The sequence below is a fragment of the Scytonema sp. PCC 10023 genome, from assembly GCF_963920835.1.
In the GTDB taxonomy this organism is placed as follows: Bacteria; Cyanobacteriota; Cyanobacteriia; order Cyanobacteriales; family Nostocaceae; genus Kalymmatonema.
This window is the reverse complement of the sequence record NZ_CAWUDP010000052.1, coordinates 1-24,272: the sequence shown is the minus strand read 5'-3', so window position 1 is coordinate 24,272 and position 24,272 is coordinate 1. Positions and strand designations below refer to the sequence as shown.

Here is a 24,272-nt window from a genome sequence, read left to right as displayed (position 1 = left end):
CAAAAGTATTTGCTTTTATGAAAGCTCTTCTTTATACTAGAAGAGCCATGCCAAAATAAGGTTTCCCATACATTGCCTGCCTGATTGTGACCCAAATTCTATTGTTTGGGCTGATATTCGGCCTCATTGCAGGAAATAACAAAATGGGTCTATTCTCTCTTGCATATGGAACTCTCTAATAAATTTGAGTATGCAGTTCTCTCTCTCGTAGCGCTAGCCGGTTGTTATGCTACTGGTGAATCTTTGCAGATCCGTGAAATAGCAGCGCGACAAAATATACCAAACCGCTATTTAGAAGAAATTCTTGCCACATTAAGGCGTGGAGGTTTGATAAAGAGTATACGCGGCATCAAAGGTGGATATATTCTGGCACGAGATCCACGCAAGATGACTCTTCTAGATGCTTTCCGTTGCATAGAAGGATTAGACGCTGTGGGGCGTGAGCAAAATTCCACTTCCACAACAGTAGAAACTGAAGTCATTCAGGAGATGTGGCAAGATGCGCGTCAAGCAGCTTACTCTGTTCTGGAAAAGTATACGCTCCACGACCTTTGTGAGCAACGGGAGAAACGACGACAGATAGAACTGATGTACTACATATAAGTAATTTGTAATTCGTAATTCGTAATTCGTAATTAAGTTGTTAATTATGAATTACAAATTGTTATCATCTTTTACAAGAATACCCAAACATAGACAGCTAGCTAGGAGTTTGATTGGGTTCAGAGCGTCACTTTTTAAAACAATAAAAGTCCCTAATCCTATCAAAACAAAAGGCACAACATAATTGGCGTATTGAGTTAGGATATCAGCTATTCCTGTTTGATAAGTTAATTTGTATGCAGAATAGCACCAAACTCCTATAAGCAAAAAGAAGACCGCTAGAATCACCAAAAAACTTCCTAAGTCGGTACTTGCAAATAACGGTATGTAAACGCTAATATTATCGCTACCGTTAGCAATAGTGATAGCTGCCACACTGTAGGTTTGGGGAGAAAGAAAACTAGCAAAAGCCCTGTCTTCTAATTGTTCTGTTTCTGCTGCAGCTTCCTCTGAAGAATCTTCTTGATTTATTAAACTGCTGATACCTATAGCAATAGGAATTAAACCTAGTAATCCAATCCAGTTTGGCGGTAAGACTAAACCACCAAATAAACCAGGGAGACTGGCAATGACAAGTGCTGTGAACCCTAGATATTGACCTGCAATAATTTGCCTACGAGTGAAGGTAGAATTTACCTGAGAAAAAAAGAGCAAAAGGATAACAATATCATCGATGTTAGTGGCGGTGAAGGCAACTATCCCTGTGCTAATTGCAGAAATTAACTCACTCATGTATCTATAACAATCCTATTTGATTTATGAAAATCAAAACGCTAAGATTCCCGACTTCTTCAAGAAGTCGGGAATCTTATTATTCACGAATAATTTAGGATTGCTATATACCATAATTTAAATTTTAATAATTTATGATTTGATATCATCATATTTTATGATTATTGACCATGAATCAACTTTGGACAGCTTTGACTGAAAGTGTCATCGCCTTCGTTGCCACCAATATTGATGATATCCTTATCTTGTTACTATTTTTCTCACAAGTCGATGGCAATTTTCGACGACGGCATATTGTCATTGGTCAGTACTTTGGTTTTGCAGCTATCATCATTGCCAGCTTACCAGGGTTCTTTGGTGGCTTGCTAGTCCCACGAGAATGGATTGGATTTCTGGGATTACTACCTATAGCAATTGGTTTCAAGCAACTGGTGCAAAAAGAAGAAACTACGGAAGTTCAGACAGTAACCACTGATTTCCAGCAGTCTTCATATAGTCACCCCATAGTGTCTTTTTTCTTGAGTCTTTTACATCCTCAAACTTATAAAGTCGCAGCGGTAACACTTGCTAATGGTGGTGATAATATCAGTATCTACATACCCTTATTTGCTGGTAAGAGCTTTACCAGTTTGGGAGTGACTTTAATTGTATTTTTTCTACTGGTAGCGGCTTGGTGTGCTATTGCTTATGTATTAGCTCGTCAAGGTGCGATCGCTTCTATGTTAAGCCGCTATGGTAGAGCTGCTGTTCCTTTTGTGTTGATTTCCTTGGGTCTTTTGATCATGTATGAAAGAGGAACATTCAGCCTATTATTTCGCTCACACTGGGGAAACTAACTTATAACTCACCATAAGCAAGAGTGTGTAAATGATAAACCGCAGTGGACGTTGAGGCGCAAGCTGGCAAAGTTTAGCACCAACAAGTACCCCAGGTACAGAGCCTAACCATATTGGTAATACCAAACTCCAGTCAACTGTCCCAAGGGTGAGGTGTCCAAGGGCAGTAAAAAATAATAAAATTGCTGCCTGTGAGATATCTGTACCGACTAACTTACGAGCATCTAGCTGGAAAAAGGCAATCAGCACCAATGCAAACATTGAACCGGAGGAGACACTCGTAAGACCAACTAAACAGCCTAAAACCGCTCCTACACTCATTGCTAAAGCACGACCTAACTTTGTTTTTAAGTCAAACTTTGGCAGTTCTGGTAATTTCACATTGGGGAAAAATGTCAATAGCAGCAGTTGTGCGAGTGCTGACAAGGTGACAAACAGAATCATCATCCCAACCAATTGCAGCATCATGTGGTCTAGGTTATGATCTCCTGTTCGTTTAACGAAGTGCAAAATTCCTACGCCAAACAGCGATCCAGGAACGCTGCCAAAGGCAAGCCATTTCACCACTTGCACGTCCACAGTTTGCTGTTTCCAGTGCTTGAAGCCGCCGACAAACTTCATCAACGTGGCAGCTACAACATCAGAACTCACAGCGATCGAAGGCGGAACCTGGAACAAAAAAATAAGCATTGGCGTGATCAGAGATGCTCCGCCAATGCCTGTTAAACCTACAATAATACCAATGAAGAAGCTGAATAGGGGTAGTAATGAGTAATTCATACTGCTGTTCTAGTACCAGGGTTTGATGGTGTTTTATTTCTGAGGTGAAACTCAGCGTCATAGATACAATCCCCTGTTGCGTATTTATTCCAAAACTCAATCGGCTTACCGTACTTTAACTTAAAAAGTGGTCAAACGTCCAGAGTAATGGCACATATGGGCATCTTTTTTTTGCTACCAAAAATTAATCGTCGGTTCCAAGCTGTATAATCCCCAAAACTTGATACAAAAAGGGGACAAATAAAACCTCTCGCCACCTCTGTGATGCTTTGGGGGGATGCGGCTGGCAGTGAAGTCCATATATTAGTCGTAGAAATTCTGTTAGGTTTTGTTGAAAATGTCTAATACGAATGGAAGCAAGCTTATCCCGTCGTTCCTCAACTTTTCTCAAAAACTGCTCGTTTCCCGTTGGCGTTCTTTATTGTTGCTACTGATAGGGATTTATTTACCTTTACAAATCTTTGGGTTGCTGGCACTAGAAGTCTGGAAGCATGAAGGTGGTTTTCCTTGGGATATGTCGGTTCTCGTAGCAATTCACTCTACAGCACAACCGCAACTGGATGTGATCGCCGTAACGCTGACTAAGTTTGGGTCGTTTCGGATTGTGTTTCCGGTAGTTAGTGTTCTAGGGCTGGTGTTGTTAATTCAAAAACGGTGGCGATCGCTTACCTATCTACTCACCAGTGTGGTGGGAAGCGGGATCATCAACCGCACAGCAAAGGAATTCATGCATCGAGTGCGTCCCCACCTGTGGGATTCACAAGCACCAGAGTTAGACTTCTCTTTTCCCAGTGGTCATTCCATGACGAGTATGACGTTGGTGGCAACTCTAGTCATTTTGACATGGGGTAGCGTTTGGTGCTGGGTCATTCTGATTGTTGGAAGCTTATTCGTATTGGCTATTGCCTGGACACGACTTTATTTAGGGGTTCACTTTCCCAGTGATATTTTGGCAGGCTGGATGGTTTCTATAGCCTGGGCAATTGGCGTCAGTCTAATTATTAGACCTCATTTGACAAAGGTATCGATTGTCAATGAAACTCCTGCTGCGGAGGAAACTACATTACAAAGTTGAAAGCAGTAAAGCCTACGCCTAAGTCCTAAACCCTGAGTCCTTACGGACACGCTGCTTTGAACCGATGGAGACAGACAGTTACCTGCGGAGGGTTTCCCTCCTACAGTACTGTCCTCATGAATGCGTATCAACGTATCACAAGTCTGTTTAGATTTTTCAGGTGATGTCTAGCGACAAACTGCTGCGCGTCTACCCACCTCTACCTTACCAATAGTTTGCCTTGACTTCTTGCTGCTGCGATCGCCGCAGGCGGGCACTCCGTGCCATCGCACTACCATTAGCCGTAAAAACTTTAATTCCTGGCACAGTAACATAATCACCATCATCGGTAATTATCTGCATAACTGCTGCTTTGTCCATTGCCTCCAGTATTAGCAAATCATAACCATCAAGCAATTGTGTTTGAAATCTTGTCAGCGCCGCATTGCTTGTTTCTTCGCTAATCAAAATATCAGTGCATATCGCAGTCGATGTCACCTGACTCCAAGCCGCTTGAACTTCAGCTACAACTTTCGCTCTTTCTGTTGGGTAGTTATGGCGGTATTCCTTGGATGAAAATTTAGGATTAGAAGAAAATATTCGTTTTTCTGTTTGCTCGATGTTGTGTGCTAATTCTGCTAAAGAAAGACCGGAGTATAAAAGCAATGAGTTAGCAGAAATGGCTTTTGCTATGTAGGAAGGATATTCTGTAATTTGATAGTTGAGTGAGTAAATACTGGCATTAGTGTAAGTATGCCAGTACCAAGCATTAGTATCTACTAAAAAGATGTCTTCTTTTCTCGGAGTGTCAGACCGGATATCAACTACCTCTGCCTGAACTATGTAGTTAACTGGCATTAAAGGGTATTAGCCTGTTCGCTGATTACTTGGTCTAATCTACTACGGAAATCAGGATCGGAGTAATACCGCTTTGAGTTTTCGATCACTAACTTGAGTATTTGCTTACCAACTGGGTTGAGGTTAGAAACCTTCAACAAGCGGTTGAGGTTTTCCGGTTGGATATCTCTGAGTAATTGTCCAATAGCGAAGTTGAAGAATGGAGAAGCAAATATTTCCACTCCTGCAAAGTCGAGTTCTACAGGTCGGTCTGCTTGCAATTCTGAATGAACCAAAGCATACACCTTTTGACCATCCCCAGGTGTAATACAGTTTTTGCCTATTAGGGTTAGGATTTCGTGTTTCATAGCCCGCACATCCCCCTTAAAACAACGGCTCATCATCTGGTTCAAGCTCCAAGGCATAATACGATTCGTCGCACAGGAGTGTAATGTTTACCAGTGTTCCTCCAAAGAAACTTTGTCTATTTTCGTAAATTTCTTGTTTTTCATCTATTGTCGCACATCCATCATGGCTTAGAATTTGAAGATTTCCCTTATTTACATGAACGAATTGTTTTAAATAGTCAAGACCAATACCACCTGTCACTCGTCCACCCCTGGTAGTTGTTCCCTTTTGAAAAGCCCATTGCAATGCTTGGTCTGCTGGTAAGTTCGGGTTTTTCTGGAAATCGCGCACATTCTGGGGGATTCCTACGCCAAAGTCAACCACAGTCAGTTTAAGTTCTTTGAGGTCGGGATAATGTTGTCCGCAGCTAAAGACCCCTATCTCCGTCCGTCCATGTTCAAAAGCATTGGCATAAATTTCTAAAACTGTTGCAACAATAAGCTTTTGCAAATTTGAACTCACATGAACCCAGCCTCTACCAAGCCATTGTTCCGCTAGGTATTGAACCAACTCATCTTTATTTTGCTTTGGATCTTCTCGATAGGGGATAGAGTTTCCCTGCCAAGGTGCCATATCCTGGCAAAAGGCATACATGAAGCCATTTTGTTGGAGATTTCTCTTGACTTTCTTATGAATAGTATGTTCCTGAAAAATAACTTTACCGCAGCGCGATTGAATCAAACGAATTAATCCCCCTAGAAAAGCTACAGCGTTGGGTCGTAGAAACCAACATTTAGAGAAGTCAAAGATGACTTCCGAGCAGTCTTTGTTGACTTGTTGCCAAAGTTGAAACAAGCAATCAAAGTCATCTAGGTTATCGTTGACAGTCGGAACTTGAAGAGTAAGGCTCACAATTTCCTTTTGAATGCTTCTTTAAGTTTAGTTAATCTACAAAAGCCCTATTCTTCAAAGAGCAGGTAAGACCATTTCAAGGTATCCACTCTAAAACCACACCTAAGCGAGTGCCTTTATCCTGTTTCGCATTTTGCTGCTGAATATCTGTAGATATACGCAGATGGCGAGTGATGGCGTAGCCTACTGATAACGTTGTTAAACCAACTTCTTCTCCAGTACCCGGAGCCACCCAACTCTGTGTCAAAGAAATATCTGCTGCACCACCGCGAGACAACACTAACAACAGTTTTGCACCCAAATTCACTCCATCTGTTGAGTAGCTGTTTGTTTCCAGGTGGCGATAGCCTACCACTGGTGCAATATTGATGTAGCTACCCAAAGGACGTAAATAATAATGCACGTCTGCACCATAAGCCTCTCGTTGACCATTAAATGTTGTTTGATACTCACCACTTAGCGTTAAACCAGTACGACCAATAAATACATCCTCGACACCCACATTTACTCCAAATACTTGCTCAGAAGAAAAGTAAGAATAGCCTAGCCGTACCTTGGTGGGAAAGCTGGGATCATTCTTAATGTCTTCTAACACATTTGGCACTTGACGCCGCCAACGTTGCAAAACCGGACTACCCTTAATGATTTCCGGGCTTAAATTCAAATCCTGGGCGTCTTTTGAAGGCGTATCACACAAACCAGGAGCAGCCATCAAAACTAAACTCATACCCACTCCAAAGCATAAAGCTGATAACTGCCGTTCCATTTTTACTAACATTTGAAGAGCAAAAACTTCCTGTTTCAACCGAGACTGTCGGCAGCACCTCGTCCACAGGCAGACACGACGGAACTCGCCGCGTATTTCGATATGTTTATTGCCGCGTTCAAATCGCGGTCAATTTCAAAACCACATGAATGACAGTGGTAGACTCGCTGTGAAAGACTAAGCGAATTTTTCACGTTGGCACAGCAAGAACAGGTTTTACTGCTGGGTGCAAATCGGTCAATAACAACCAGTTTGCTACCGTATAGCTGACACTTGTATTCCAACTGACGGCGGAATTCATAAAAACCCATATCACCTATTGCCTTAGCCAAACAACGATTAGCCATCATCCCAGACACGTTCAAGTCCTCAATCCCTACCACTGCGTGGTTTTTGCTTAAATAGGTAGTGAGTTTATGAAGAACATCTTTGCGAATGTTGGCAACCCGTCTATGTGCTTTAGCTAGTAGTAACGCTGCTTTCTTGCGGTTAAAAGAACCTTTGACCTTGCGACTGAGATTGCGTTGCAATCGTTTCAATCTATGCTCTGCTTGACGATATGATTTAACACCGTCAAATACAACGCCTGTGGACAATGTCGCCAGCGTTTTGATGCCTAGATCGACGCCGACAATATCGTAAACTTTTGGTGTTTGCTCAACAGAAACATCAATTTTAAACGAGATAAACCATCTATCCGCTCTTGCACTAATTGTCACCGATTTAGGCTCTACACCTTGTGGTAGCCGCTCAAAAGTTTTTAACCATCCTATGACTGGAACTTTGATGCGTTTGTGGTCAACATGAATTGAGCCGTCAAGAGTGAAGGAGTCGTTTCTCCCTTTCTTTTTGAACTTTGGGAAGCCCTTGACTTTTTTAAAAAAAGATTTAAATGCATCGCTCAAATGCCGTAATGCATACTGAGGAGAGCATTTACTAACTTCGTAATACCACGGGTTCTCAGGCTTGATTGAAGCCACCAACCACTTGTGTAAGTCAATCGAGGAAGGAAACTTAATCTTGTCGTTAGGATTGGCACGGTTATGTGCTAACACCTGCTGACACAAGGCAAGTGCCTGATTCCAAGCGTGACGCGCTACACCAGCGTGTTTTGCCAGTATCAAGCGTTGCGCTTTGTTAATTTTGAGTTCTGTCTTAAATCCTAGTAGCATACTAACATTGTACAGCACTTGACGTACAATTACTATGAGTAAACGATTAGACATTCGACTTCCTGATGAGTACCACGAAATTCTTGAGCAATACTGCAAGCGTTCAGGAGCGACAAAGACCGGAGCAATAAAAATGCTAATCCTTGTACTTAAAGATGAGCAATTGTTAGCAATTGTAAGGAAATCAATCACTATTGATTAACCCTCTCATTCCTTTGTGTCCTGCGCGGTTTGTAAAAAAAAAGTGGCTCTGCATTGTGCAGAACCACTTAAGTTTTAGCAAAAGCCTTATAATCTAGCGAGCAGCGCCTTGGGTAGCAGCAGCATCAAGTGGTTTGATGAAGTACAACCGCAACAGCTGCCAAGCATTAGAGATGTAGTAGGGGAGTTTTTGGAAGAATTGCAGGAATTTGGGAGTTTTTGAGTTAGCTATTGCTGTTAGCTTCTCGTTATTGTTAACACAAACTTCCAACCGCTTATAAAACTCCGGATGCTGAACATCCAGTGTAATTGGGAACACTCGCCCTGCGGTTTCATTGGTCTTTTCAATCACGTAAACATCATATTCGCGTGCATCTAAACCAATTGACGCATAAAAGTCTTTGCGCTGGACGTCGTTGAGGTACATCGTCGCGAACACCGACAGCAGGAAGAACCGACTCCACAACCGCGCCTTCCAATCATTTAACATTTGCGGCTGAGATTTCATGATGGCATCAAAGAAATCCCCGTGGCGGTTTTCATCCTGACACCAGTTTTCAAACCAGCGGAAAATCGGATAAATCCGGTCTTCTGGATGTGCCTCTAGGTGGCGATAAATTGTGATATAGCGCCAATAACCTATCTTTTCTGAAAGATAAGTTGCGTAAAAGATGAATTTCGGCTTAAAGAACGTGTATTTGCGGCTCTTGGTCAAAAACCCTAAATCCAACGCCAGATTGAAGTCGGACAACGCTTTGTTCAAGAAGCCAGCATGACGCGCTTCATCCCGAGACATGAGAGTGAAGCATTCTGCCAAGACGGGGCTTTTATCCTTCAAGCGGCGACCGAGTTCTTTGTACAGCAAAAAGCCGGAAAACTCTGCCGTACAGGAACGCTCTAGAAATTCCACGAACAATCGGCGAGTTTCCCCGTCAAGATGATCCCAGGATTGTTCAAACTCGGCATCCCGAACAAAGTGATGGCGGTTGTAGTCTGCACGAAACTCTTCCAAAATGGCTTGTAACTCGTCTTCGTTTGGCGAGATGTCCATCTTTGCCATCTCATCGAAGTCGGTTGTGTAAAATCGGGGTGTCAGTAGGGTTTCTTTGGCTGGGACTTTAATCCCGGACCGCATTTCTTCAAAGCCTGGTTTTTTTAGGGAATCTACCATGTCTTGATTGCCATGAATGTCTTATTATCTTGAGTGCCTGCGATAGTCAACAGTAATACCCTCACAAGGCACAATAGACGACAGTATTTTATTTGTTATAGTTCAGTCTACCAAGGTACAGGGTGAGTACAGGCGGAGAAAACGTTAAGAGTTGCAACAACACTTCAATTTTTTGGGAAATCCGCAATTGAGGATGTGTAGCCTGTAGTAGAAGCCATGCTACTAACTTACAGCGCTTTTCAAGTAAATAAACCACTCTGTAGGGGCTGTTCTGTGCCGTGCCCCCACGAAAATCTGTGGTTCAATTAACTGAAAATAGCTGTAAATCACTCAGTCGGATGAATCCACTGGGTGAGGTGGGGTAAGCGCAAACCAATCATACTAGAAAGATATAGCAGCATGATTATATATGTAATTAATGTAACATTTCACTCAGTAAAATTTATCTAAGCTGGTTATCTTAGGAATAAGAGCGATTGCCCCAAAGGGGCAGTGCGCTCCGCGCAATCGCGGTGGTATAGGAATTCTGAAAACTTTGGCTGCTTATCCTGATCCAAAAAAAACAGAGTAGGAAAACTGTACTTAGGAAATAGTGAATTAGAGGGGATCGAAACGAGATGAATGCAGAAAACAACAGAAATAATATTAATAATAATAATAATAAAGACAATCAAGAACGTCTTCTTGTCTCCTACATTTTGAGTGCAGCCTGGTTTGTTGGCTTGGGCGGACTGCACCGTTTATACAATGGCAAAATAGGGACGGGTTTGTTCTGGCTGTTGACTGGTGGTGTGCTTGGTATAGGGCAATTTGTAGACTTGTTTATTATCCCTAATATGGTTGATGAACACCAAATGAAACTCAGACTCAAAGCAGGTTTATCGCCTTTGGGTGTGCCTTTGAATCAAGCTGCTGTTGCTACCCAAGTTTACCGATCTCCACAGGAAAAACTGATGATGGAATTGCTCAAAGCTGCGGATAAAAGGGGCGGTCAACTTACCGTCACTCAAGCAGTTATGGATACGGGAGCAAGCTTTACTGAAGTTGAAAGTGTTCTCAAGGACTTGCTGAAATCAGGATATGCGAGGATAGATAACGACCCCGTTACCGGAGCCGTAATCTACCATTTCCACGAGCTAAACTAATTTCTCCCCAGCCACTTTTGCCCGTTCAAGCGCTGCACCAGTCCATAAACCAGTAAATCAAGCGTGACTTTGCGCTCATCGATTAAGAATGACTCAAGAGTGCTGGGCTTTTTGCCTTCGTAACAGGAAAAAGCCTTTTTCCCTTGAATATCTTCTTCGGTAAAATACAGGTTAAACTGGCGCAAACCATTCTGCCAACTACCCGCGATTTGCCAGCATTCCTCATTTGTGTTAAAACCAATGACGGAAATTTTCTGCTTGGCAAAATTCAGCTGTAAATCTTGCACCCCTTGAGAGGCGATCGCTTTTTGTACAGCTGGCAAGTAATCTTGCTGGATAAAATCTGCAAATGGCTTATCTTCTAGCGCTGGTGCTTTCTCTTTTTTTGCTCCTGCTTTAGCGGCTGCTTTATCCCCTGCGGCTGCTTTATCCCCTGCGGCTGCTTTAGCGGCTCCTGCTGGCTTCTCACGCTTGGGTGCTGCAGTCGTTGTTTTTGCCGCATTAGGGTTAGTTTCTGGGTTTGCGGCTTTGGGATCTGGCGCGTTTGCTGTAGGAATGTCTGTCGCTTCGGGTGAGTCTGTACTGGGAGCGTGTTCTTCAGCGACACTGGGAGCCTGCTGGTCTACAGTACTGGGAGCAACTTCCCCAGCTTCATTGTGATTTGTTTCTTCTGCCATTGCTCAGGTCTATCCTTTGTCTTGCTATGAGAGATCACCTGGAGGTCTTTGTCATTTTCATTTTGACACAGCCAGGCCTGTCTCCAAACAACGACCACTTTTTCCAGCGACTAAAGCCTTGCCTTAGGGAGCAGGGGGAGATGAGGGAGCAGGGGGAGATGAGAGAGAGCAGCCATTGTTCATTTGCTTCCTCATCCTCCTCATCCTCCTCATCCTCCTCATCTTCATCCTCTTACTTCAGCCTCCAGCTACAGCCGGTACAATACTCACTTCATCACCATCTTTCAATGGTGTAGCTGGTCCGTCCAAAAATCGGATATCTTCACTATTAACGTACAAATTCAAAAACCGTCTTAGCTGTCCGCTTTCATCGCACAAGCGTGACTTAATACCAGGACAGCTTTGCTCCAAAGAGTCCAACAGTTCAGTGATCGTGCTGCCTTTACCTTCTAGGGTGGCTTGGTTGTTGGTGAATTTTTGCAGAGCAGTGGGAACTAAAACTTTTACAGACATAGATTTGGAGAGTCGTAAGTTGGAAGTTAAGGGTTGTGTGTCATCAGTCATTTGTTCTTTCTAATGACTAATGACCAATGACCAATGACTAATGACTAAACCAGGACTTGCTGCCATTCTAGGCGATCGAGTGTCCGGGAACGCTCTAGCGCTCGTTCAAAGCTATCGAGTTTTGCCTCAATCGTCAGAGGTTCGCCAATGTAACCTTGTATGGCTTCTTGGGTTTTCAAGCCATTTCCGGTAATGTACACCACTGTGGTTTCATCTGGGTTAATCTTACCAGCTTCTGCCAACTTCTTCAGCACAGCGACAGTTGTACCACCTGCAGTTTCTGTGAAGATGCCTTCTGTTTCTGCCAGCAGCTTGATGGCTTCGATAATTTCGCTATCGGTGACTGATTCAATATGACCATCAGTTTTCTTGGCTACGTCTAAAGCATAAACAGCATCTGCTGGGTTGCCGATCGCCAGCGACTTGGCAATTGTATTCGGTTTCACTGGTTTGATAAAGTCGCGTTCTTCCTTATAAGCTTGAGCGATCGGTGAACACCCTTCCGCTTGTGCGCCTGAGAACTTGACTTTCTTGCCTTCCACCAAACCAACTTCTACGAATTCTTGGAAGCCTTTGTAAATTTTCGTGTACAGCGAACCAGATGCCAAAGGTGCAACAATGTGGTCAGGCAGTTCCCAACCCAGTTGTTCTGCGACTTCAAAGCCTAGTGTCTTGGAACCTTCTGAGTAGTAAGGACGCAGGTTGATATTGACAAAACCCCATCCATGTGTATTCGCAACTTCCGAACACAAGCGGTTGACTTGGTCGTAGTTACCCTTGACAGCCATGAGCGTGGGACTGTAAATCAGGCTCCCCAAAATTTTTCCTGCTTCCAAATCAGCGGGAATGAACACGCAACAATCTAAACCAGCGTGTGCCGCAATAGCAGCGGTAGAATTTGCTAAGTTACCCGTGCTAGCGCAAGAAACAGTGGTGAAACCCAACTCGCGTGCGCGGGTGAGAGCAACGGACACCACCCTATCTTTGAAGCTGAGGGTGGGCATGTTGACGGCATCATTCTTGATATATAGCTTCTTTAAACCCAGGCGACGTGCCAAGCGGTGCGATCGCACCAACGGAGTCATACCAGTTCCCACATCAATCGGGTTTTCGCTGGTTACAGGCAAAAACTTACGATAGCGCCAGATTGAGTTTGGTCCCGCCTGAATTGTTTCACGGGTGACGGTGGAGCGCAGGGCGCTATAGTCGTAGGTTACTTCCAATGGACCAAAGCAGAACTCGCATACATGAAGAGGCTTGAGTTCATATTCTGCGCCACATTCCTTACATTTCAAGGATTTAAACGTGGCAGTGGTCGCTTGGGTGTTGGTGGTTGTCGCCTGTGTCATAAGTCAGCTTTCCCTGGATGTCCGTCAACTGTCGATTGATAGTAACACGAGCAAAAATACTCGTCAAACATACCCGACAAAAATTGTCGGGTATGTTTGACATATAACTTTATTCCTATAGATAGGTTCTGTATAAGGTGAATTAAGCTAAGTGAACTACCCAGCCTTGGCTTTGCCTGTTCGGCTTTGCCGTGTCGAAGACATAGGCTGGGCTTCCAACTTCACGGAGGAATGCCTCATCTTAGGCTTGCGCCCGCGAATTGGTCTTACTTCCTCTCCATTGGCGTTAGCCTCCCCCGTCCCAGAGGAGGACAGCATTTCGACTGCGCTCAATGCAAGCATTCTGATACCTTCGGCTCTAATGTTCATGGCAGCATTGCCGTCTCTATCATGATAAGTACCGCAACTTGGACAAATCCAAGTTCTTATATCTAGCGGCAACTCGTTGATTTGGTAATGACAATTAGAGCAAAGCTTGGAACTAGGGAACCATCTGTTTATTTCTACCAACTTCCCACCACTGCGTTCTAGCTTGTAGGACAAGAAGTTGACGAAAGTACCCCATCCAGTATCAGATATAGCATGAGCGAGTTTGTGGTGAGCCACTCCGTTGCGGGGGTTCCCCCCGTTGTAGGAAGTGGCGAACCCGTAAGGGTTACGAACCATGCCCTTGACATTCAGGTTCTCGACTACTACGACTTGGTTGTTATCAACTATCTTTCGAGATAGCTTGTGTAAGTAGTCTTGGCGGACATTGCTAACTTGCTCGTATACCCTAGCTACAGTTCTCATTGCCTTTCTACGACGATTACTGCCCTTTACTTTTCGCGCAGCAATACGTTGTTTTTTGGCTAACTTCTTTTCATATTTGGCGCTTGTTTTTGGGTTTGAATATTTGGAAGTCTTTTCACCGTCATAGGTAATGGCAAAATCCTTTACACCTAAGTCAATTCCTATAACCTTGCCGTCTGTATTAGATGCAGGATAGTCACCCTCATATTCCATCAACACAGAAGCGTAGTATTTACCCGATGGGCATTTACTAACAGTGACAGTTTTGATAGTTCCATCAAGTTGTCGGTGTATCTTTGCCCTTACTTTCCCCAAAAAACCGGGAAATTTCAAACATTCACCAACTTGTTTTACACTCTGAGGATACTGGATTGACTGACGATGATGTCTTGATTTGAATTTAGGATATTGTGCTCTACCCTCAAAAAAGTTTTGATAAGCACGGGCTAAGATTGAGACTCACAGACTGCAAAACCTGCGAATAGCAATCTTTTAGCCATTCTGTTTCTTTATCTTTTTTGAGTGCTGGCAACAACGAATTTAGCCCAGATTGAGACAAGCCCTTGCCAGTTGCCTTATAGGTTTCAATGCATTTATTCAACCCATAGTTCCACCACTAACGCGCACAACCAAAGTGCTGTGCAAGTATTTGAACCTGTTCATCGGTGGGGTACAATCTGACTTTTACTGCTTGTCGCCTCATGTAAATGAATCCAAATATCGACCTCTTACTATTATATACATTCATAGTAAGACTGTTCCGGACAAGTCTGAGCGAAACTAAATGTTTTCTGCCCTCATTCGGCAAAGCCGAATGTTGGTTGAAAACGATTTCGATTTTTCACGCGATCACTACCCCACCCTACGAGTACGTTGAGGGTGGGGACTTCCGCAAACTGGTTAATTTGGGTTTGAGATTTTGGATGAAATCTCAAACCCAAAATCCACAAGAGTCTTACCCACCACTAACTGGCGGAATTAACACCACCTCATCGCCGTCTTGCAGGATGGTATCTGGTTCAACAAATTGCAAATTCACTCCAAAGCGGGTAATATCGCGCAATTGAGCGAGTTGGGGATGTTCGCTCAGCAGGCGATCGCGCACCTCTTTAACTGGTGTATTCTGAGGAAATTCCAGTAGGAGTTCTGGAACTCGATAAGCTTCTTGGTAAGCAGCAAATAATTTAACGGTGACAGTAATTCCAGACATCGAGATACAAATTGATGATAAATGTAGATGATATTTGACGTACTCCCACCAGTAATACCAGTTTCATATCATCTTCGGCTAATTAGTTATGATTCCCACGTTGACTGCACCCCACCCCTTTATCCCCTCCCCGCGAGCGGGGAACTCGGGGTCCCCTCTGGGGATTAGGGGCAGGGAGCCTAAGCGCAGATGATTGCGGGGTGGGGTTCTTCAGGAATTTTACTGTTTGGGGCACGCAGCAGGAGTAGACCCCGAACTACTGCTACTTGACGTATGAGAGATGAGGGTAACGTGCCCTTTGCCGTCGAACACCCAACCAGTAGCAGGTACAATTGGCATACTGTTTGGTTGTTTAGAAAGTGGTTTAGGAGTCGTAGTCTCTGAACGTTGCTGTTGCGCGGTAATAGCTGCTAAGCGAGTATCAGACCACACAACATCAGTGCTGAGGGGTTCGTAAGGAGAAGGAGGTAAGCCGCCGCGTCCGGTAATGGTGAATTCGCTACCCTCTTTTCCTGCAAAGGTACCACAACTAGTGTCTATCAAGCTGAACGTATCAACTAACACTGTGGGGAGTTCGACGAATCCTTTGCTCGGCTCAAAACCAGGTGTGTTAATCGTTACTTGACCATTGAAACTTGGGTCTGTTTGGGAAATTGCTGTGATATCATTCGTTCGCGAATTGCCCGGGTTGATTTCGGTAATACCATTGGTACTCAAGCGCTCCAACTCTTCTTGAGTAGGCTGTTTGATGCCAAAAATACCCGAAGAATTGATTGTGATTTTGCCACCACTGCCACCATAAGTATTAGCGGTAATGTCGCTGTTTTCATTTGGAACTGTGACAATAGAGCCATTGCGAACATTGATAGTGATGTTACCGCCATTACCACCTGAACCAGGAGCACCCGCAGTGGTGGAGATAGAACTCTTACCACGCAACAAAAGTAACTTTCCTATGTTTAGGTTAATATTTCCACCGTTACCCGTTCTAGAAGTTGCAGAAATTCCAACAAGATCAGGGTTGTTGTCAAGATTAATGATTTTCAAAGATTCAGCAGTAACACTAATTTCTCCAGCATTACCTGTGCTCTTTTCCTCGGTACGGCTATTGACTTGCGAATTTTCAATTAGCAAAGAGTTGGCATTAATGTTGATTTTTCCAGCGTCACTCGCTCCAGAGGTGTTAGTCTCTACACCGGTTCTCCGTAACTCTAAAGAGCCTGTGACATTCAAGTTGATTTCTCCAGGTTCACCTGTGTTACTCACAGTGCTTTTTATCCCTGAAATTTGACTCGACAAAGAATTTGCACTGATGTTTATTGTTCCTGCATCACCCGTACCCTTGGAGTCAGTAGTTATACCAGTATTTTTGCTCTCCATACGGTCGGCGACCTCAATGTTGATGTCTCCGGCTTTACCTTTGCTATTTTCTGTCGTTATGCTAACGAGCGCTGATTCGCCTTCAATCCCCAAAGAATTTGCAGTGATGTTGATGTTTCCTGCGTTACCGCTGTTCGCTGTCTGAATGCTCGCACTAGACCTATTCTTAAAATTGATGTTGGTGGCATCTAGTTTAATTTGTCCAGCGTTCCCCGAACTGAAGGTGTTAGAGCCGATGGCGGATCGATCGAAAACTATCTCCTTACCGAAGATGCTAATTTCTCCCCCATTTTTATCACCAAGCGTATCAGCTAATAGAATTGATTCCGAGGTGAAATTGATATTGCTACCTCTGATCGCAATAGAACCACTGCCATTTCCTGTGGTATTCACTAACGCTTGATCAAAAAACTGGATGTCTCTAAAATTAGGAGTGCCTTCATAACCCAGCTTCCAACCTTCTTGTACTGGGACGAGATTCACAACCTGATTGCTGTCAAAACTGCCGATTTCAATACGTCCTGCTGGTGATGTGAGTACGCCACCCTCAAGGGAGACCTCCCCTCCTACGAGTGCTAAGGTTTTTTCCGGTTTTACTTTCAATCCCGGCGGAAAAGCCGCCGTGTCAACTTGGTCACGAGGTCCTTCCTTGACAAAATCGCCATAGTCAATTTCGTGTCCTGATCCTTGGACTGTAATCTTTCCCGGATTGCTGCCCATATTCAGTCCCAGGGGTGCAGTTATCGTCAACAGGGGTGGGTTTTGTGATGGTTTGGCACTGAATTGAGTTCCATCAGCAAAATTTATACTGCTGGCAGTACTTGCAATAAACGAACCGCCAATGTCTAACCTAGCATTCGGTCCAAAGATAATCCCATTGGGATTGATGAAAAACAGGTTGGCATTCCCTACGACTTGGATTAAACCATCAATATTAGAAATAGACGAACCTGTCACACGGCTAATGATGTTTTGAATGTCAACTGCATTATTAAAGTGAGCTTCGTTACCTCTAAGCACGGAAAACTCTTGAAAGCTGTGGAACAGGTTGCGTCCCGCTTGGGTTCCGCCAGTGATATCGAAGATCTTCCCATTTATATTGATGACGGAATTATTTGGTAAAGTACCATCTGGTGTAATTTGAGCAAGAGCGGAATGTGCACTGAAACTATACGCACCACTAACCGCAATGGCTAAGACGCAGCCCCAAGTAATATTTATCCCGAACATTGCACCCTCGATCTACGTTTTTACAGCGTTTACCTCACTAAACCACAATTAGTTCAACTCAAAGTAACTCATGCTTATTTTCTACAAAAAAAGTAATACTAGGGAAATAAGTATGGCTAAACTTTCCCTAGCTAGAAATCAATACAGTTCAGTTAAGACTCGATCCTCCCTAACCCTCCTTTTTAAGGAGGGAATTAAGCCCCCCTTGGGAAGGGGGGTTGGGGGGATCAACAGAATTGAACACTGCTAACTGAACCATATTGAGCTATAAGTAACTGAATTTTATTTGACACTTCCCGGCATAAATGCACGGGGATTCTAGCGGTTGTCTAAGACGAGGCTAAAGCCGTCGCCTTAGACGCTTCACTAGTTAGGGGGACTGTCATTGACCCCACCCTCTACATCGGCAGCAGCCATTGCAACTACTGTTTTCTGAAGATCTAGAGGGCATGAAAAACCGTGCCATTGACCAATATTCTGAGAAGCATTCCAATCAGCATTGCAATGATACCCATCAAATCCTTTGAACCAATCTCCATTGCGCTTACCAATCACGCCGTTACGGTGATCTGATTTGCTAGTGTATGGAGCAGGAACTGATTGAACAGGTACGCCATAGCGAATCGCTTTGTAGCGAGTGAATAACTCTAGCTGATAAAATGCCCAAGCATCACGATTGTGGCCAGCATCAGATTTTGTCTTTTTCTTTTGCTTCATAGTTTGACGACAAAAAGACAAATCCTCGAACCGCAATCCCATTCCAAAGTCCTGCGCAAACTGCACAAGTTGTTTGGAAATGACGTGGTTGATATGGGTCATGATGCGTCTTTCACGTTGCTCTAGTCGTTTCACTAGTCGTTTCACTTCTTTAAGTTGTTTGGCGCTTTGGAGTTTGCGGCGAGTACGTTGAAACTGTCGTCTCAATCCCTTCACTCGTCCGCCTTTCCAAAACTTGCCAAAACTTTTTGGAAGCGCAGCAACAGCAATATTGTTCTGTCCTCTATCTACTCCAATCCAATGTTCAACTGATATTGCATCGGGAACTTCCATCGATACAGATATTAGCGCATACCAAATACCTTTCTTGGATTTGCATAACTTGAGTGAGCCTAGCTTGACTCCAGAAGCAATGATCTTGTCCAGGACTTCGGCATGTGAAGCTTGGTGAATAGACAGAGGAATACGTCCTTTTCTACCTCGTAGCAGATTGAACGCAACATTGTAGAAATTGCCCTGCTTGGATATTTCAAAGTTTTGGTTATTTACTTCTAACCACATTCGGTTAAAGTACTTTACCTTTGTTTTAGCGTTGGTATTCCGAATGGTTTGATTAATCCAAGCTGAACCAATTTCGACATGCTTAAAGGCAGAACTAGTTATCTTTCTACGTTCTGCCTTATCTATCTTAAGCAAGTCGTTTGCCACTTGAGTATTGAGCACGGTTAGTCGCTCAAACTCACTAGCTTTGCCTTGGTTAAGTCGATAAAAAGGAAGTTTTAAAGTGATTGATAGTTCTGCCATGCGACTATCATAACCCTATCTTACACGCTCGTGTAAGATAAGAATGGCAAGTTAAAACTTGCCGTGTCGTGTTTCATCCCCTCCTTAAAAGGCAGGGGCTTTCACACTCCCGCTTTGTCTTAGTAAAAAAATTAGTCACACCTCAAAACATCTGTTCTAACATTTGGAAATCGCGCTGTACCTCATCGCACAAAGACTTATTATGAGGGTCTGTTTTGAGGGCTTTTTTAAGATAAATTTTAGCTTTGAAAGGCTGCTTTTGTGCAATCAGCGCTCGTCCCCAAATTTGATAGGAAATAGCTTGCCACTGACGCACTTCTGCATCTGCTGGTAAACGCTGTGCTAATGCTTCCGCCAAGGATATTGCTTGGGGGAAGCGTCTTTCTTTCAAAAACTGCTGTAAATGTTCGTAAGTATTCCACTTTAACCGCTGTTCTATCTCTGAAAAACTAGGCGGCTTTGGCTTTGGTTTTTCTTTTGGTTTTTCCTTGGTTGCTGTTTCTTTGCGCGTTACTTTTGTAGGCTGATGTCCAACGACTGGCGAGTTTGAAGCCACTGCTGTCTCTTGTTGTGGTATCACCTGCAACAGCACCTTGTATGCTTCAGTCACGGCAATAAACTTTTCTTTTGCTTTACTGTCACCTGGGTTGATATCAGGATGATATTGTTGCGCCAGCCGACGGTAAGACGCTTTGATGTCAGCGAAACAGGCTCCTGACCTTAAACCTAATAAACGGTAGCAATCTCCAAGATCCATCTTGAGTTATCAGCGATCGCGAGTATCGGCTATCAGCTTTAAGTTTAAAGGCTGAAGTCTAAATCATAAAGACTTCAATTCGCCTTGAAAGTTCATACTTCACAGTTTTGAACAGCAGGGAGTGAGGGAGGGAGGGAGGGAGAGAGGGAGTGAGGGAGACAAGGGAGATGAGGGAGATAAGGGAGATAAGGGAGATGAGGGAGTGAGGGAACTAACAGGAGTCATATCCTCCTCATCCTCCTCATCCTCCTCATCCTCCTCATCCTCCTCATCCCCCTCATCCTCCTCATCTCCCTCATCCCTCCTAGGAGCGTTCGTCAATCACACGGTCAATCAAACCGTATTCTTTTGCCTCTTGAGCAGACATCCAGTAATCGCGGTCTGTGTCTTTTTGAATTTTTTCTATAGGTTGACCTGTGCGAGCAGCTAGCATTTCATTGAGTTGCTGCCGCATTCTCAGGATCTCCTTAGCTTCAATTTCAATATCGGTTGCTTGCCCTTGAGCGCCGCCAAGAGGTTGGTGAATGAGAATTCGGGAATTAGGCAAGGCAAGACGTTTGCCTTTGGTGCCAGCTGCCAGCAGGAACGAACCCATTGAAGCTGCCATCCCCACACAGATGGTGATCACATTTGCTTTGATGTGCATCATTGTGTCATAGATGGCAAGACCTGCTGTCACCGAACCACCTGGTGAGTTGATGTAGATACTGATATCCTTGGTTGGGTCTTCAGAATCCATGTAGAGCAGTCTGGCAATAATGGCATTCGCCATGCCGTCGCTCACTTCTCCACTCAGGAAAATGATTCGTTCCAGAGCAAGGCGTTCGTAAAGGTTAATCCACTGGGTGTAAGGATCTCCAGGGAAGCGGAAAGGGACTCTAGGAATACCAATCGGCATAGGTTTCTTTTACTCTTAGCGAAAAAAAAGATTTAACAGATTTAACGAGGAACAGCAGCAGCCAATGCTTGAGGAAGTTCTTTGGAACTTTCTAAAACCCGGTCAATCAAGCCGTATTCTTTGGCTTGTTGCGGTGTCATGTATAATTTGCGATCTAAATCTTTGGCAATTCTCTCCGCAGGCTGCCCAGTATTTCGCGAGAGAATACTCAAGATCATTTGCTTATTTTTCAGCACTTCTTGTGCTTGGATTTGAATGTCTGTCGCTTGAGCGTAGCCAGTACCACGTTTTGCCTGGTGCAGAACAATCGACGCATTCGGTAAACTGGCGCGACAGCCTTTGGTTCCCGAAGACAGAATCATTGCCGCTGTACCCATAGCGTTACCAAGACAGATGGTATGCACTGGCGGCTTGATGTAACTTAGGGTGTCACAGATAGCAAAAGCTTCTGTTTCAGAGCCGATGGCATCACCAGTGTACCAAGAAGTGCCTGTGGAGTTGATGTAGATAGAAATCGGCTTGTCTGGGTCTTCGTATTGTAGGTACAGAAGCTGAGCAATAATGAGTTCTGTTACGTCTACACCTAGTTGTTGTTTATACTCATCAGGTGAAACTAGGGGCAGTCCCAGGTATATAATACGTTCCTTTAACAATAAAGAAGGTAAATCTGGCGGTGGTGATCGGTAGAAGCTGTCGCCACCGTAAGGTGCTTGCACAGCCTTGGTGATGGAATTTTCCATAGCAACTGTTGCCTAAATTGATGCCGTTAACTCTAGTACATCCTAGCGCGATGCTTGCTTGCAAGGGAGGTGTGGATTTCTCTCTAAGGTGTAGCGGTGTATCGGTACAAGGGCGACAAAAAGTATTCCCCTTTCGCCATTGCCATACACTTTTTATTATGAACTTGATTTAAAGTTCTTGTTAGATAACTTTTCCGAAGTAGTCATGCTGTCCTTTGAAGTTATTTATAAATATGTATAGCTTGTGTACGAACCTTGGGGGGTTATGAAGGTTAGCTTGCAGCCTGCTCTCAATGATGGCAACTTAGATGCCAATCAATCTAACAGTCAACGTCAGTTGGCAATTTCCATTTCTGCAAGTGCAGAAAATCGCGATCGCAACGTCCCACTGAATTTATGCCTAATTCTCGACCACAGTGGTTCAATGGGTGGGCGACCTTTAGAAACTGTCAAAAAAGCGGCAAGCCGTCTTGTTGATAGGCTTAATCCTGGGGATCGCCTGAGCATTGTCGTTTTTGACCATCGTGCCAAGGTTTTAGTCCCCAATCAAATTATCGAAAACCCTGAGCGGATTAAACAGCAAATTAACCGCCTTTCTGCTGATGGTGGAACTGCTATTGATGAAGGTTTGCGCTTGGGTATTGAGGAACTGGCAAAGGGAAAAAAAGAAACAATTTCTCAAGCTTTTCTCTTAACTGATGGTGAAAATGAACACGGTGACAATAACCGCTGTTTGAAATTTGCCCAATTGGCTGCTGGTTATAATTTGACTTTGAACACTTTAGGATTTGGCGACAATTGGAACCAGGATGTGCTTGAAAAAATCGCCGATGGTGGTGGTGGCACTTTGTCTTACATTGCGCAACCAGAACAAGCAGTAGATGAGTTTAGTCGCCTTTTCAACCGCATTCAAACGGTGGGATTGACTAATGCTTATTTATTATTCTCCCTGATGCCCAATGTGCGGCTAGCAGAACTTAAACCCATTGCTCAAGTTGCCCCCGATACAATTGAATTGCCAGTGCAACCAGAAGCTGATGGACGTTTTGCTGTGCGCTTGGGCGATTTGATGAAGGATGTGGAACGGGTGATTTTGGCAAATGTCTACTTGGGACAGTTACCAGAAGGTAGACAAACGATCGCTAAGTTGCAAGTCCGCTACGACGATCCAGCGCAAAATAAAACAGGGTTACTTTCAGAAAGCATTCCAGTGGAGGCAAATGTCATCCGGATATACCAATCTTCTCCTACTCCCGAAGTGCAGCACCATATTTTAGCATTAGCCAAATATCGGCAAACGCAGCTCGCAGAGGCAAAATTGCAACAGGGCGATCGCGCTGGTGCTGCAACAATGCTACAAACTGCTGCCAAAACTGCCTTGCAAATGGGAGATAAAAGTGCAGCTACGGTGTTGCAAACTTCTGCAACCCGGCTGCAAGCTGGTGAAGACTTATCCGAAAGCGATCGCAAGAAAACCAGGATTGTTTCCAAGACTGTTTTGCAGGATTCTTAATTTATCGGGCGGGCTTTTTGCCTGCCCTTTAGATTCGTGATTAGTGTTTTATTGATATACCAATCCTAAATGATTCTTGAAAAACAAGAACCCCGACAACTCTTGCGAAGTCAGGGAGCTCAAAGGTAGTCAATTTATGGGCTTAGCGCAGGCACTTTCACACAAATGTGTGGAGGATTGCTATAAATAAACCGCAGAGAACGCAGAGGACGCAGAGAAAAGAGAAAAGAAGAGAATGAAAACTACTGGAATTCATCATGTGGCGATTATTTGTTCGGATTACGAACGCTCGAAAAAGTTTTATGTGGAGGTTTTAGGTTTTTCTATTATTAATGAGACGTACCGCGCTCAGAGAAATTCTTATAAGTTGGATTTGCAAGTCGGGGAAAATCACCAAATTGAGTTATTTTCTTTTCCGAATCCTCCCCAACGAGTCAATAGTCCAGAAGCTTGTGGTTTAAGACATCTTGCTTTTGAAGTTGATGATATAGAGCAAAGTGTTAGTTATTTAAAATTGCAAGGAGTCGAGGTAGAAAATATTAGAATTGATGAAATTACTGGTAAGAAATTTACTTTTTTTAAAGACCCAGATCATCTACCTCTTGAGATTTATGAGCATTAGAGTCATGAAACCAGAACTCTTGAGCAGGGAGCGTTTTAAAGATAATTGACTTTTGCAAAAAATCTATTAGGTCAATGCCTTTTCTGAGCTTTCCACGTTCCGCCATAAACATAAAACGGGTTATTTTCACCAAATTCCTCGCGCCGTGGAAGCCCCTGCATTTATGCATGGGGGTAAGGCGCAGGCGATTTCAATCGCCTTAAGAAGAATGCAGAACACAGAACACAGAACTCAGAATATCCCCACGGATGGAATCCGGGGGATTTAAGAATGGAAAAACTTTCTTTTTTTTCCACGAATAAATTCGGGGGCTTCAGACCAATACTCAGAAACCAGAACTCTTGATTCATAACGAGAAAACGCGTTCAATATTCTGACGAATGATTCTGACGGATGATTCTTTCTTGGTCAAAATAGTTTGAAAATCCATACGAGTAACCATCTTTTTTGTGAATTGCTGAA

The 24,272-nt window shown here is 43.8% G+C and carries 26 protein-coding genes and 1 pseudogene; 7 read left to right on the top strand and 20 right to left on the bottom strand.

All coding sequences use genetic code 11. The features are described 5' to 3' along the window. The first annotated feature begins 165 nt into the window (after window positions 1-165). On the top strand, window positions 166-603 hold the full coding sequence (locus tag ACM0OZ_RS27740; RefSeq protein WP_414586055.1) for an RrF2 family transcriptional regulator: 438 nt from the start codon (window positions 166-168) through the stop codon (window positions 601-603). A gap of 51 nt (window positions 604-654) precedes the next feature. Here ACM0OZ_RS27740 and ACM0OZ_RS27735 read toward each other — a convergent pair whose 3' ends face one another. Beyond that, entirely contained in the window at window positions 655-1,335 is a 681-nt protein-coding gene (locus tag ACM0OZ_RS27735; protein WP_414586054.1) for a cadmium resistance transporter, read from the bottom strand. 170 nt (window positions 1,336-1,505) lie between these two features. Here ACM0OZ_RS27735 and ACM0OZ_RS27730 point away from each other — a divergent pair, with 170 nt between their 5' ends. Then, complete coding sequence (locus tag ACM0OZ_RS27730; RefSeq protein WP_414586052.1) at window positions 1,506-2,171, top strand: cadmium resistance transporter; 666 nt, start codon at window positions 1,506-1,508, stop codon at window positions 2,169-2,171. On the opposite strand, the gene ACM0OZ_RS27725 is transcribed toward ACM0OZ_RS27730, so the two are convergent. Continuing rightward, entirely contained in the window at window positions 2,154-2,951 is a 798-nt protein-coding gene (locus ACM0OZ_RS27725; RefSeq protein WP_414586051.1) for a sulfite exporter TauE/SafE family protein, read from the bottom strand. The genes ACM0OZ_RS27730 and ACM0OZ_RS27725 overlap by 18 nt on opposite strands. A gap of 337 nt (window positions 2,952-3,288) precedes the next feature. Between ACM0OZ_RS27725 and ACM0OZ_RS27720 the strand changes: the two genes are divergently transcribed. Beyond that, window positions 3,289-4,026 (top strand): phosphatase PAP2 family protein, encoded by a 738-nt coding sequence (locus tag ACM0OZ_RS27720; protein WP_414586050.1) that lies wholly within the window; start codon window positions 3,289-3,291, stop codon window positions 4,024-4,026. 204 nt (window positions 4,027-4,230) lie between these two features. Here ACM0OZ_RS27720 and ACM0OZ_RS27715 read toward each other — a convergent pair whose 3' ends face one another. From ACM0OZ_RS27715 to ACM0OZ_RS27695, 5 genes are all read right to left on the bottom strand, one after another. After that, the gene (locus ACM0OZ_RS27715; protein WP_414586049.1) at window positions 4,231-4,863 is read right to left on the bottom strand and encodes a hypothetical protein; all 633 of its coding nucleotides are present in this window, start codon (window positions 4,861-4,863) and stop codon (window positions 4,231-4,233) included. Further along, on the bottom strand, window positions 4,863-5,210 hold the full coding sequence (locus ACM0OZ_RS27710) for an STAS-like domain-containing protein (RefSeq protein ID WP_096570679.1): 348 nt from the start codon (window positions 5,208-5,210) through the stop codon (window positions 4,863-4,865). The genes ACM0OZ_RS27715 and ACM0OZ_RS27710 overlap by 1 nt, the downstream gene beginning before the upstream one ends. 16 nt (window positions 5,211-5,226) lie before the next feature. Next, a complete protein-coding gene (locus ACM0OZ_RS27705; protein WP_414586048.1) occupies window positions 5,227-6,102 on the bottom strand; it encodes a hypothetical protein in 876 nt (291 codons plus the stop codon). A gap of 76 nt (window positions 6,103-6,178) precedes the next feature. Then, entirely contained in the window at window positions 6,179-6,868 is a 690-nt protein-coding gene (locus tag ACM0OZ_RS27700) for a hypothetical protein (RefSeq protein WP_414586099.1), read from the bottom strand. A gap of 35 nt (window positions 6,869-6,903) precedes the next feature. Beyond that, window positions 6,904-8,040: an RNA-guided endonuclease InsQ/TnpB family protein gene (locus ACM0OZ_RS27695; protein ID WP_414586098.1), complete on the bottom strand. Its 1,137-nt coding sequence runs from the start codon at window positions 8,038-8,040 to the stop codon at window positions 6,904-6,906. Window positions 8,041-8,074: 34 nt separating this feature from the next. Here ACM0OZ_RS27695 and ACM0OZ_RS27690 point away from each other — a divergent pair, with 34 nt between their 5' ends. Continuing rightward, window positions 8,075-8,242, top strand: a complete 168-nt coding sequence (locus ACM0OZ_RS27690) for a CopG family transcriptional regulator (protein WP_414586047.1) — start codon at window positions 8,075-8,077, stop codon at window positions 8,240-8,242. A gap of 93 nt (window positions 8,243-8,335) precedes the next feature. On the opposite strand, the gene acsF is transcribed toward ACM0OZ_RS27690, so the two are convergent. Further along, the gene (gene acsF, locus ACM0OZ_RS27685; protein ID WP_414586046.1) at window positions 8,336-9,412 is read right to left on the bottom strand and encodes a magnesium-protoporphyrin IX monomethyl ester (oxidative) cyclase; all 1,077 of its coding nucleotides are present in this window, start codon (window positions 9,410-9,412) and stop codon (window positions 8,336-8,338) included. Between the two features lie 617 nt (window positions 9,413-10,029). Between acsF and ACM0OZ_RS27680 the strand changes: the two genes are divergently transcribed. Continuing rightward, a complete protein-coding gene (locus ACM0OZ_RS27680) occupies window positions 10,030-10,557 on the top strand; it encodes a TM2 domain-containing protein (RefSeq protein ID WP_414586045.1) in 528 nt (175 codons plus the stop codon). Here ACM0OZ_RS27680 and ACM0OZ_RS27675 read toward each other — a convergent pair. The 12 genes and pseudogenes from ACM0OZ_RS27675 to ACM0OZ_RS27620 all read right to left on the bottom strand — a co-directional run bounded on the left by ACM0OZ_RS27675 (window position 10,554) and on the right by ACM0OZ_RS27620 (window position 21,675). After that, the gene (locus tag ACM0OZ_RS27675) at window positions 10,554-11,234 is read right to left on the bottom strand and encodes a DUF2996 domain-containing protein (protein WP_414586044.1); all 681 of its coding nucleotides are present in this window, start codon (window positions 11,232-11,234) and stop codon (window positions 10,554-10,556) included. The two genes, ACM0OZ_RS27680 and ACM0OZ_RS27675, sit on opposite strands and share 4 nt — an antisense overlap. A gap of 237 nt (window positions 11,235-11,471) precedes the next feature. Continuing rightward, window positions 11,472-11,747 (bottom strand): MoaD/ThiS family protein, encoded by a 276-nt coding sequence (locus tag ACM0OZ_RS27670; protein ID WP_414586096.1) that lies wholly within the window; start codon window positions 11,745-11,747, stop codon window positions 11,472-11,474. Between the two features lie 95 nt (window positions 11,748-11,842). After that, window positions 11,843-13,147 carry a threonine synthase gene (gene thrC, locus ACM0OZ_RS27665; RefSeq protein WP_414586042.1) on the bottom strand — a complete coding sequence of 435 codons (1,305 nt, stop codon included), beginning with the start codon at window positions 13,145-13,147 and terminating at the stop codon, window positions 11,843-11,845. A 156-nt stretch (window positions 13,148-13,303) separates the two neighbouring features. Beyond that, window positions 13,304-14,642 (bottom strand): annotated as a pseudogene (locus ACM0OZ_RS27660) (RNA-guided endonuclease InsQ/TnpB family protein). A gap of 94 nt (window positions 14,643-14,736) precedes the next feature. Further along, complete coding sequence (locus ACM0OZ_RS27655) at window positions 14,737-14,889, bottom strand: hypothetical protein (RefSeq protein ID WP_414586041.1); 153 nt, start codon at window positions 14,887-14,889, stop codon at window positions 14,737-14,739. A gap of 5 nt (window positions 14,890-14,894) precedes the next feature. Further along, window positions 14,895-15,149 (bottom strand): MoaD/ThiS family protein, encoded by a 255-nt coding sequence (locus tag ACM0OZ_RS27650; RefSeq protein ID WP_414586040.1) that lies wholly within the window; start codon window positions 15,147-15,149, stop codon window positions 14,895-14,897. A gap of 219 nt (window positions 15,150-15,368) precedes the next feature. Then, complete coding sequence (locus tag ACM0OZ_RS27645) at window positions 15,369-17,759, bottom strand: filamentous hemagglutinin N-terminal domain-containing protein (protein WP_414586039.1); 2,391 nt, start codon at window positions 17,757-17,759, stop codon at window positions 15,369-15,371. Window positions 17,760-18,125: 366 nt separating this feature from the next. Continuing rightward, entirely contained in the window at window positions 18,126-19,280 is a 1,155-nt protein-coding gene (locus ACM0OZ_RS27640) for an RNA-guided endonuclease TnpB family protein (RefSeq protein WP_414586038.1), read from the bottom strand. 142 nt (window positions 19,281-19,422) lie between these two features. Continuing rightward, the gene (locus ACM0OZ_RS27635; protein WP_414586037.1) at window positions 19,423-20,037 is read right to left on the bottom strand and encodes a DnaJ domain-containing protein; all 615 of its coding nucleotides are present in this window, start codon (window positions 20,035-20,037) and stop codon (window positions 19,423-19,425) included. 99 nt (window positions 20,038-20,136) lie between these two features. Next, the gene (locus tag ACM0OZ_RS27630) at window positions 20,137-20,358 is read right to left on the bottom strand and encodes a hypothetical protein (RefSeq protein WP_414586036.1); all 222 of its coding nucleotides are present in this window, start codon (window positions 20,356-20,358) and stop codon (window positions 20,137-20,139) included. After that, entirely contained in the window at window positions 20,342-20,935 is a 594-nt protein-coding gene (locus ACM0OZ_RS27625; protein ID WP_414586035.1) for an ATP-dependent Clp protease proteolytic subunit, read from the bottom strand. The genes ACM0OZ_RS27630 and ACM0OZ_RS27625 overlap by 17 nt, the downstream gene beginning before the upstream one ends. A 41-nt stretch (window positions 20,936-20,976) precedes the next feature. Beyond that, window positions 20,977-21,675 carry an ATP-dependent Clp protease proteolytic subunit gene (locus tag ACM0OZ_RS27620; protein ID WP_414586034.1) on the bottom strand — a complete coding sequence of 233 codons (699 nt, stop codon included), beginning with the start codon at window positions 21,673-21,675 and terminating at the stop codon, window positions 20,977-20,979. 265 nt (window positions 21,676-21,940) lie between these two features. Here ACM0OZ_RS27620 and ACM0OZ_RS27615 point away from each other — a divergent pair, with 265 nt between their 5' ends. Next, window positions 21,941-23,188: a vWA domain-containing protein gene (locus ACM0OZ_RS27615; protein ID WP_414586033.1), complete on the top strand. Its 1,248-nt coding sequence runs from the start codon at window positions 21,941-21,943 to the stop codon at window positions 23,186-23,188. A gap of 235 nt (window positions 23,189-23,423) precedes the next feature. Then, the gene (locus tag ACM0OZ_RS27610) at window positions 23,424-23,810 is read left to right on the top strand and encodes a VOC family protein (protein ID WP_414586032.1); all 387 of its coding nucleotides are present in this window, start codon (window positions 23,424-23,426) and stop codon (window positions 23,808-23,810) included. The last annotated feature ends 462 nt before the right edge of the window (window positions 23,811-24,272 follow it).

Bases quoted from the DNA above. Each gene is read 5' to 3' on its own strand.
- ACM0OZ_RS27670 (WP_414586096.1), bottom strand. From the start codon at position 11,747: ATGTCTGTAAAAGTTTTAGTTCCCACTGCTCTGCAAAAATTCACCAAC.
- ACM0OZ_RS27615 (WP_414586033.1), top strand. From the start codon at position 21,941: ATGAAGGTTAGCTTGCAGCCTGCTCTCAATGATGGCAACTTAGATGCC.
- ACM0OZ_RS27610 (WP_414586032.1), top strand. From the start codon at position 23,424: ATGAAAACTACTGGAATTCATCATGTGGCGATTATTTGTTCGGATTAC.
- ACM0OZ_RS27625 (WP_414586035.1), bottom strand. From the start codon at position 20,935: ATGCCGATTGGTATTCCTAGAGTCCCTTTCCGCTTCCCTGGAGATCCT.
- ACM0OZ_RS27720 (WP_414586050.1), top strand. From the start codon at position 3,289: ATGTCTAATACGAATGGAAGCAAGCTTATCCCGTCGTTCCTCAACTTT.
- ACM0OZ_RS27730 (WP_414586052.1), top strand. From the start codon at position 1,506: ATGAATCAACTTTGGACAGCTTTGACTGAAAGTGTCATCGCCTTCGTT.
- ACM0OZ_RS27635 (WP_414586037.1), bottom strand. From the start codon at position 20,037: ATGGATCTTGGAGATTGCTACCGTTTATTAGGTTTAAGGTCAGGAGCC.
- ACM0OZ_RS27620 (WP_414586034.1), bottom strand. From the start codon at position 21,675: ATGGAAAATTCCATCACCAAGGCTGTGCAAGCACCTTACGGTGGCGAC.
- acsF (WP_414586046.1), bottom strand. From the start codon at position 9,412: ATGGTAGATTCCCTAAAAAAACCAGGCTTTGAAGAAATGCGGTCCGGG.
- ACM0OZ_RS27740 (WP_414586055.1), top strand. From the start codon at position 166: ATGGAACTCTCTAATAAATTTGAGTATGCAGTTCTCTCTCTCGTAGCG.
- ACM0OZ_RS27715 (WP_414586049.1), bottom strand. From the start codon at position 4,863: ATGCCAGTTAACTACATAGTTCAGGCAGAGGTAGTTGATATCCGGTCT.
- ACM0OZ_RS27650 (WP_414586040.1), bottom strand. From the start codon at position 15,149: ATGTCTGGAATTACTGTCACCGTTAAATTATTTGCTGCTTACCAAGAA.
- ACM0OZ_RS27680 (WP_414586045.1), top strand. From the start codon at position 10,030: ATGAATGCAGAAAACAACAGAAATAATATTAATAATAATAATAATAAA.
- ACM0OZ_RS27675 (WP_414586044.1), bottom strand. From the start codon at position 11,234: ATGGCAGAAGAAACAAATCACAATGAAGCTGGGGAAGTTGCTCCCAGT.
- ACM0OZ_RS27690 (WP_414586047.1), top strand. From the start codon at position 8,075: ATGAGTAAACGATTAGACATTCGACTTCCTGATGAGTACCACGAAATT.
- ACM0OZ_RS27735 (WP_414586054.1), bottom strand. From the start codon at position 1,335: ATGAGTGAGTTAATTTCTGCAATTAGCACAGGGATAGTTGCCTTCACC.
- ACM0OZ_RS27695 (WP_414586098.1), bottom strand. From the start codon at position 8,040: ATGCTACTAGGATTTAAGACAGAACTCAAAATTAACAAAGCGCAACGC.
- ACM0OZ_RS27700 (WP_414586099.1), bottom strand. From the start codon at position 6,868: ATGGAACGGCAGTTATCAGCTTTATGCTTTGGAGTGGGTATGAGTTTA.
- thrC (WP_414586042.1), bottom strand. From the start codon at position 13,147: ATGACACAGGCGACAACCACCAACACCCAAGCGACCACTGCCACGTTT.
- ACM0OZ_RS27640 (WP_414586038.1), bottom strand. From the start codon at position 19,280: ATGGCAGAACTATCAATCACTTTAAAACTTCCTTTTTATCGACTTAAC.
- ACM0OZ_RS27645 (WP_414586039.1), bottom strand. From the start codon at position 17,759: ATGTTCGGGATAAATATTACTTGGGGCTGCGTCTTAGCCATTGCGGTT.
- ACM0OZ_RS27710 (WP_096570679.1), bottom strand. From the start codon at position 5,210: ATGAAACACGAAATCCTAACCCTAATAGGCAAAAACTGTATTACACCT.
- ACM0OZ_RS27725 (WP_414586051.1), bottom strand. From the start codon at position 2,951: ATGAATTACTCATTACTACCCCTATTCAGCTTCTTCATTGGTATTATT.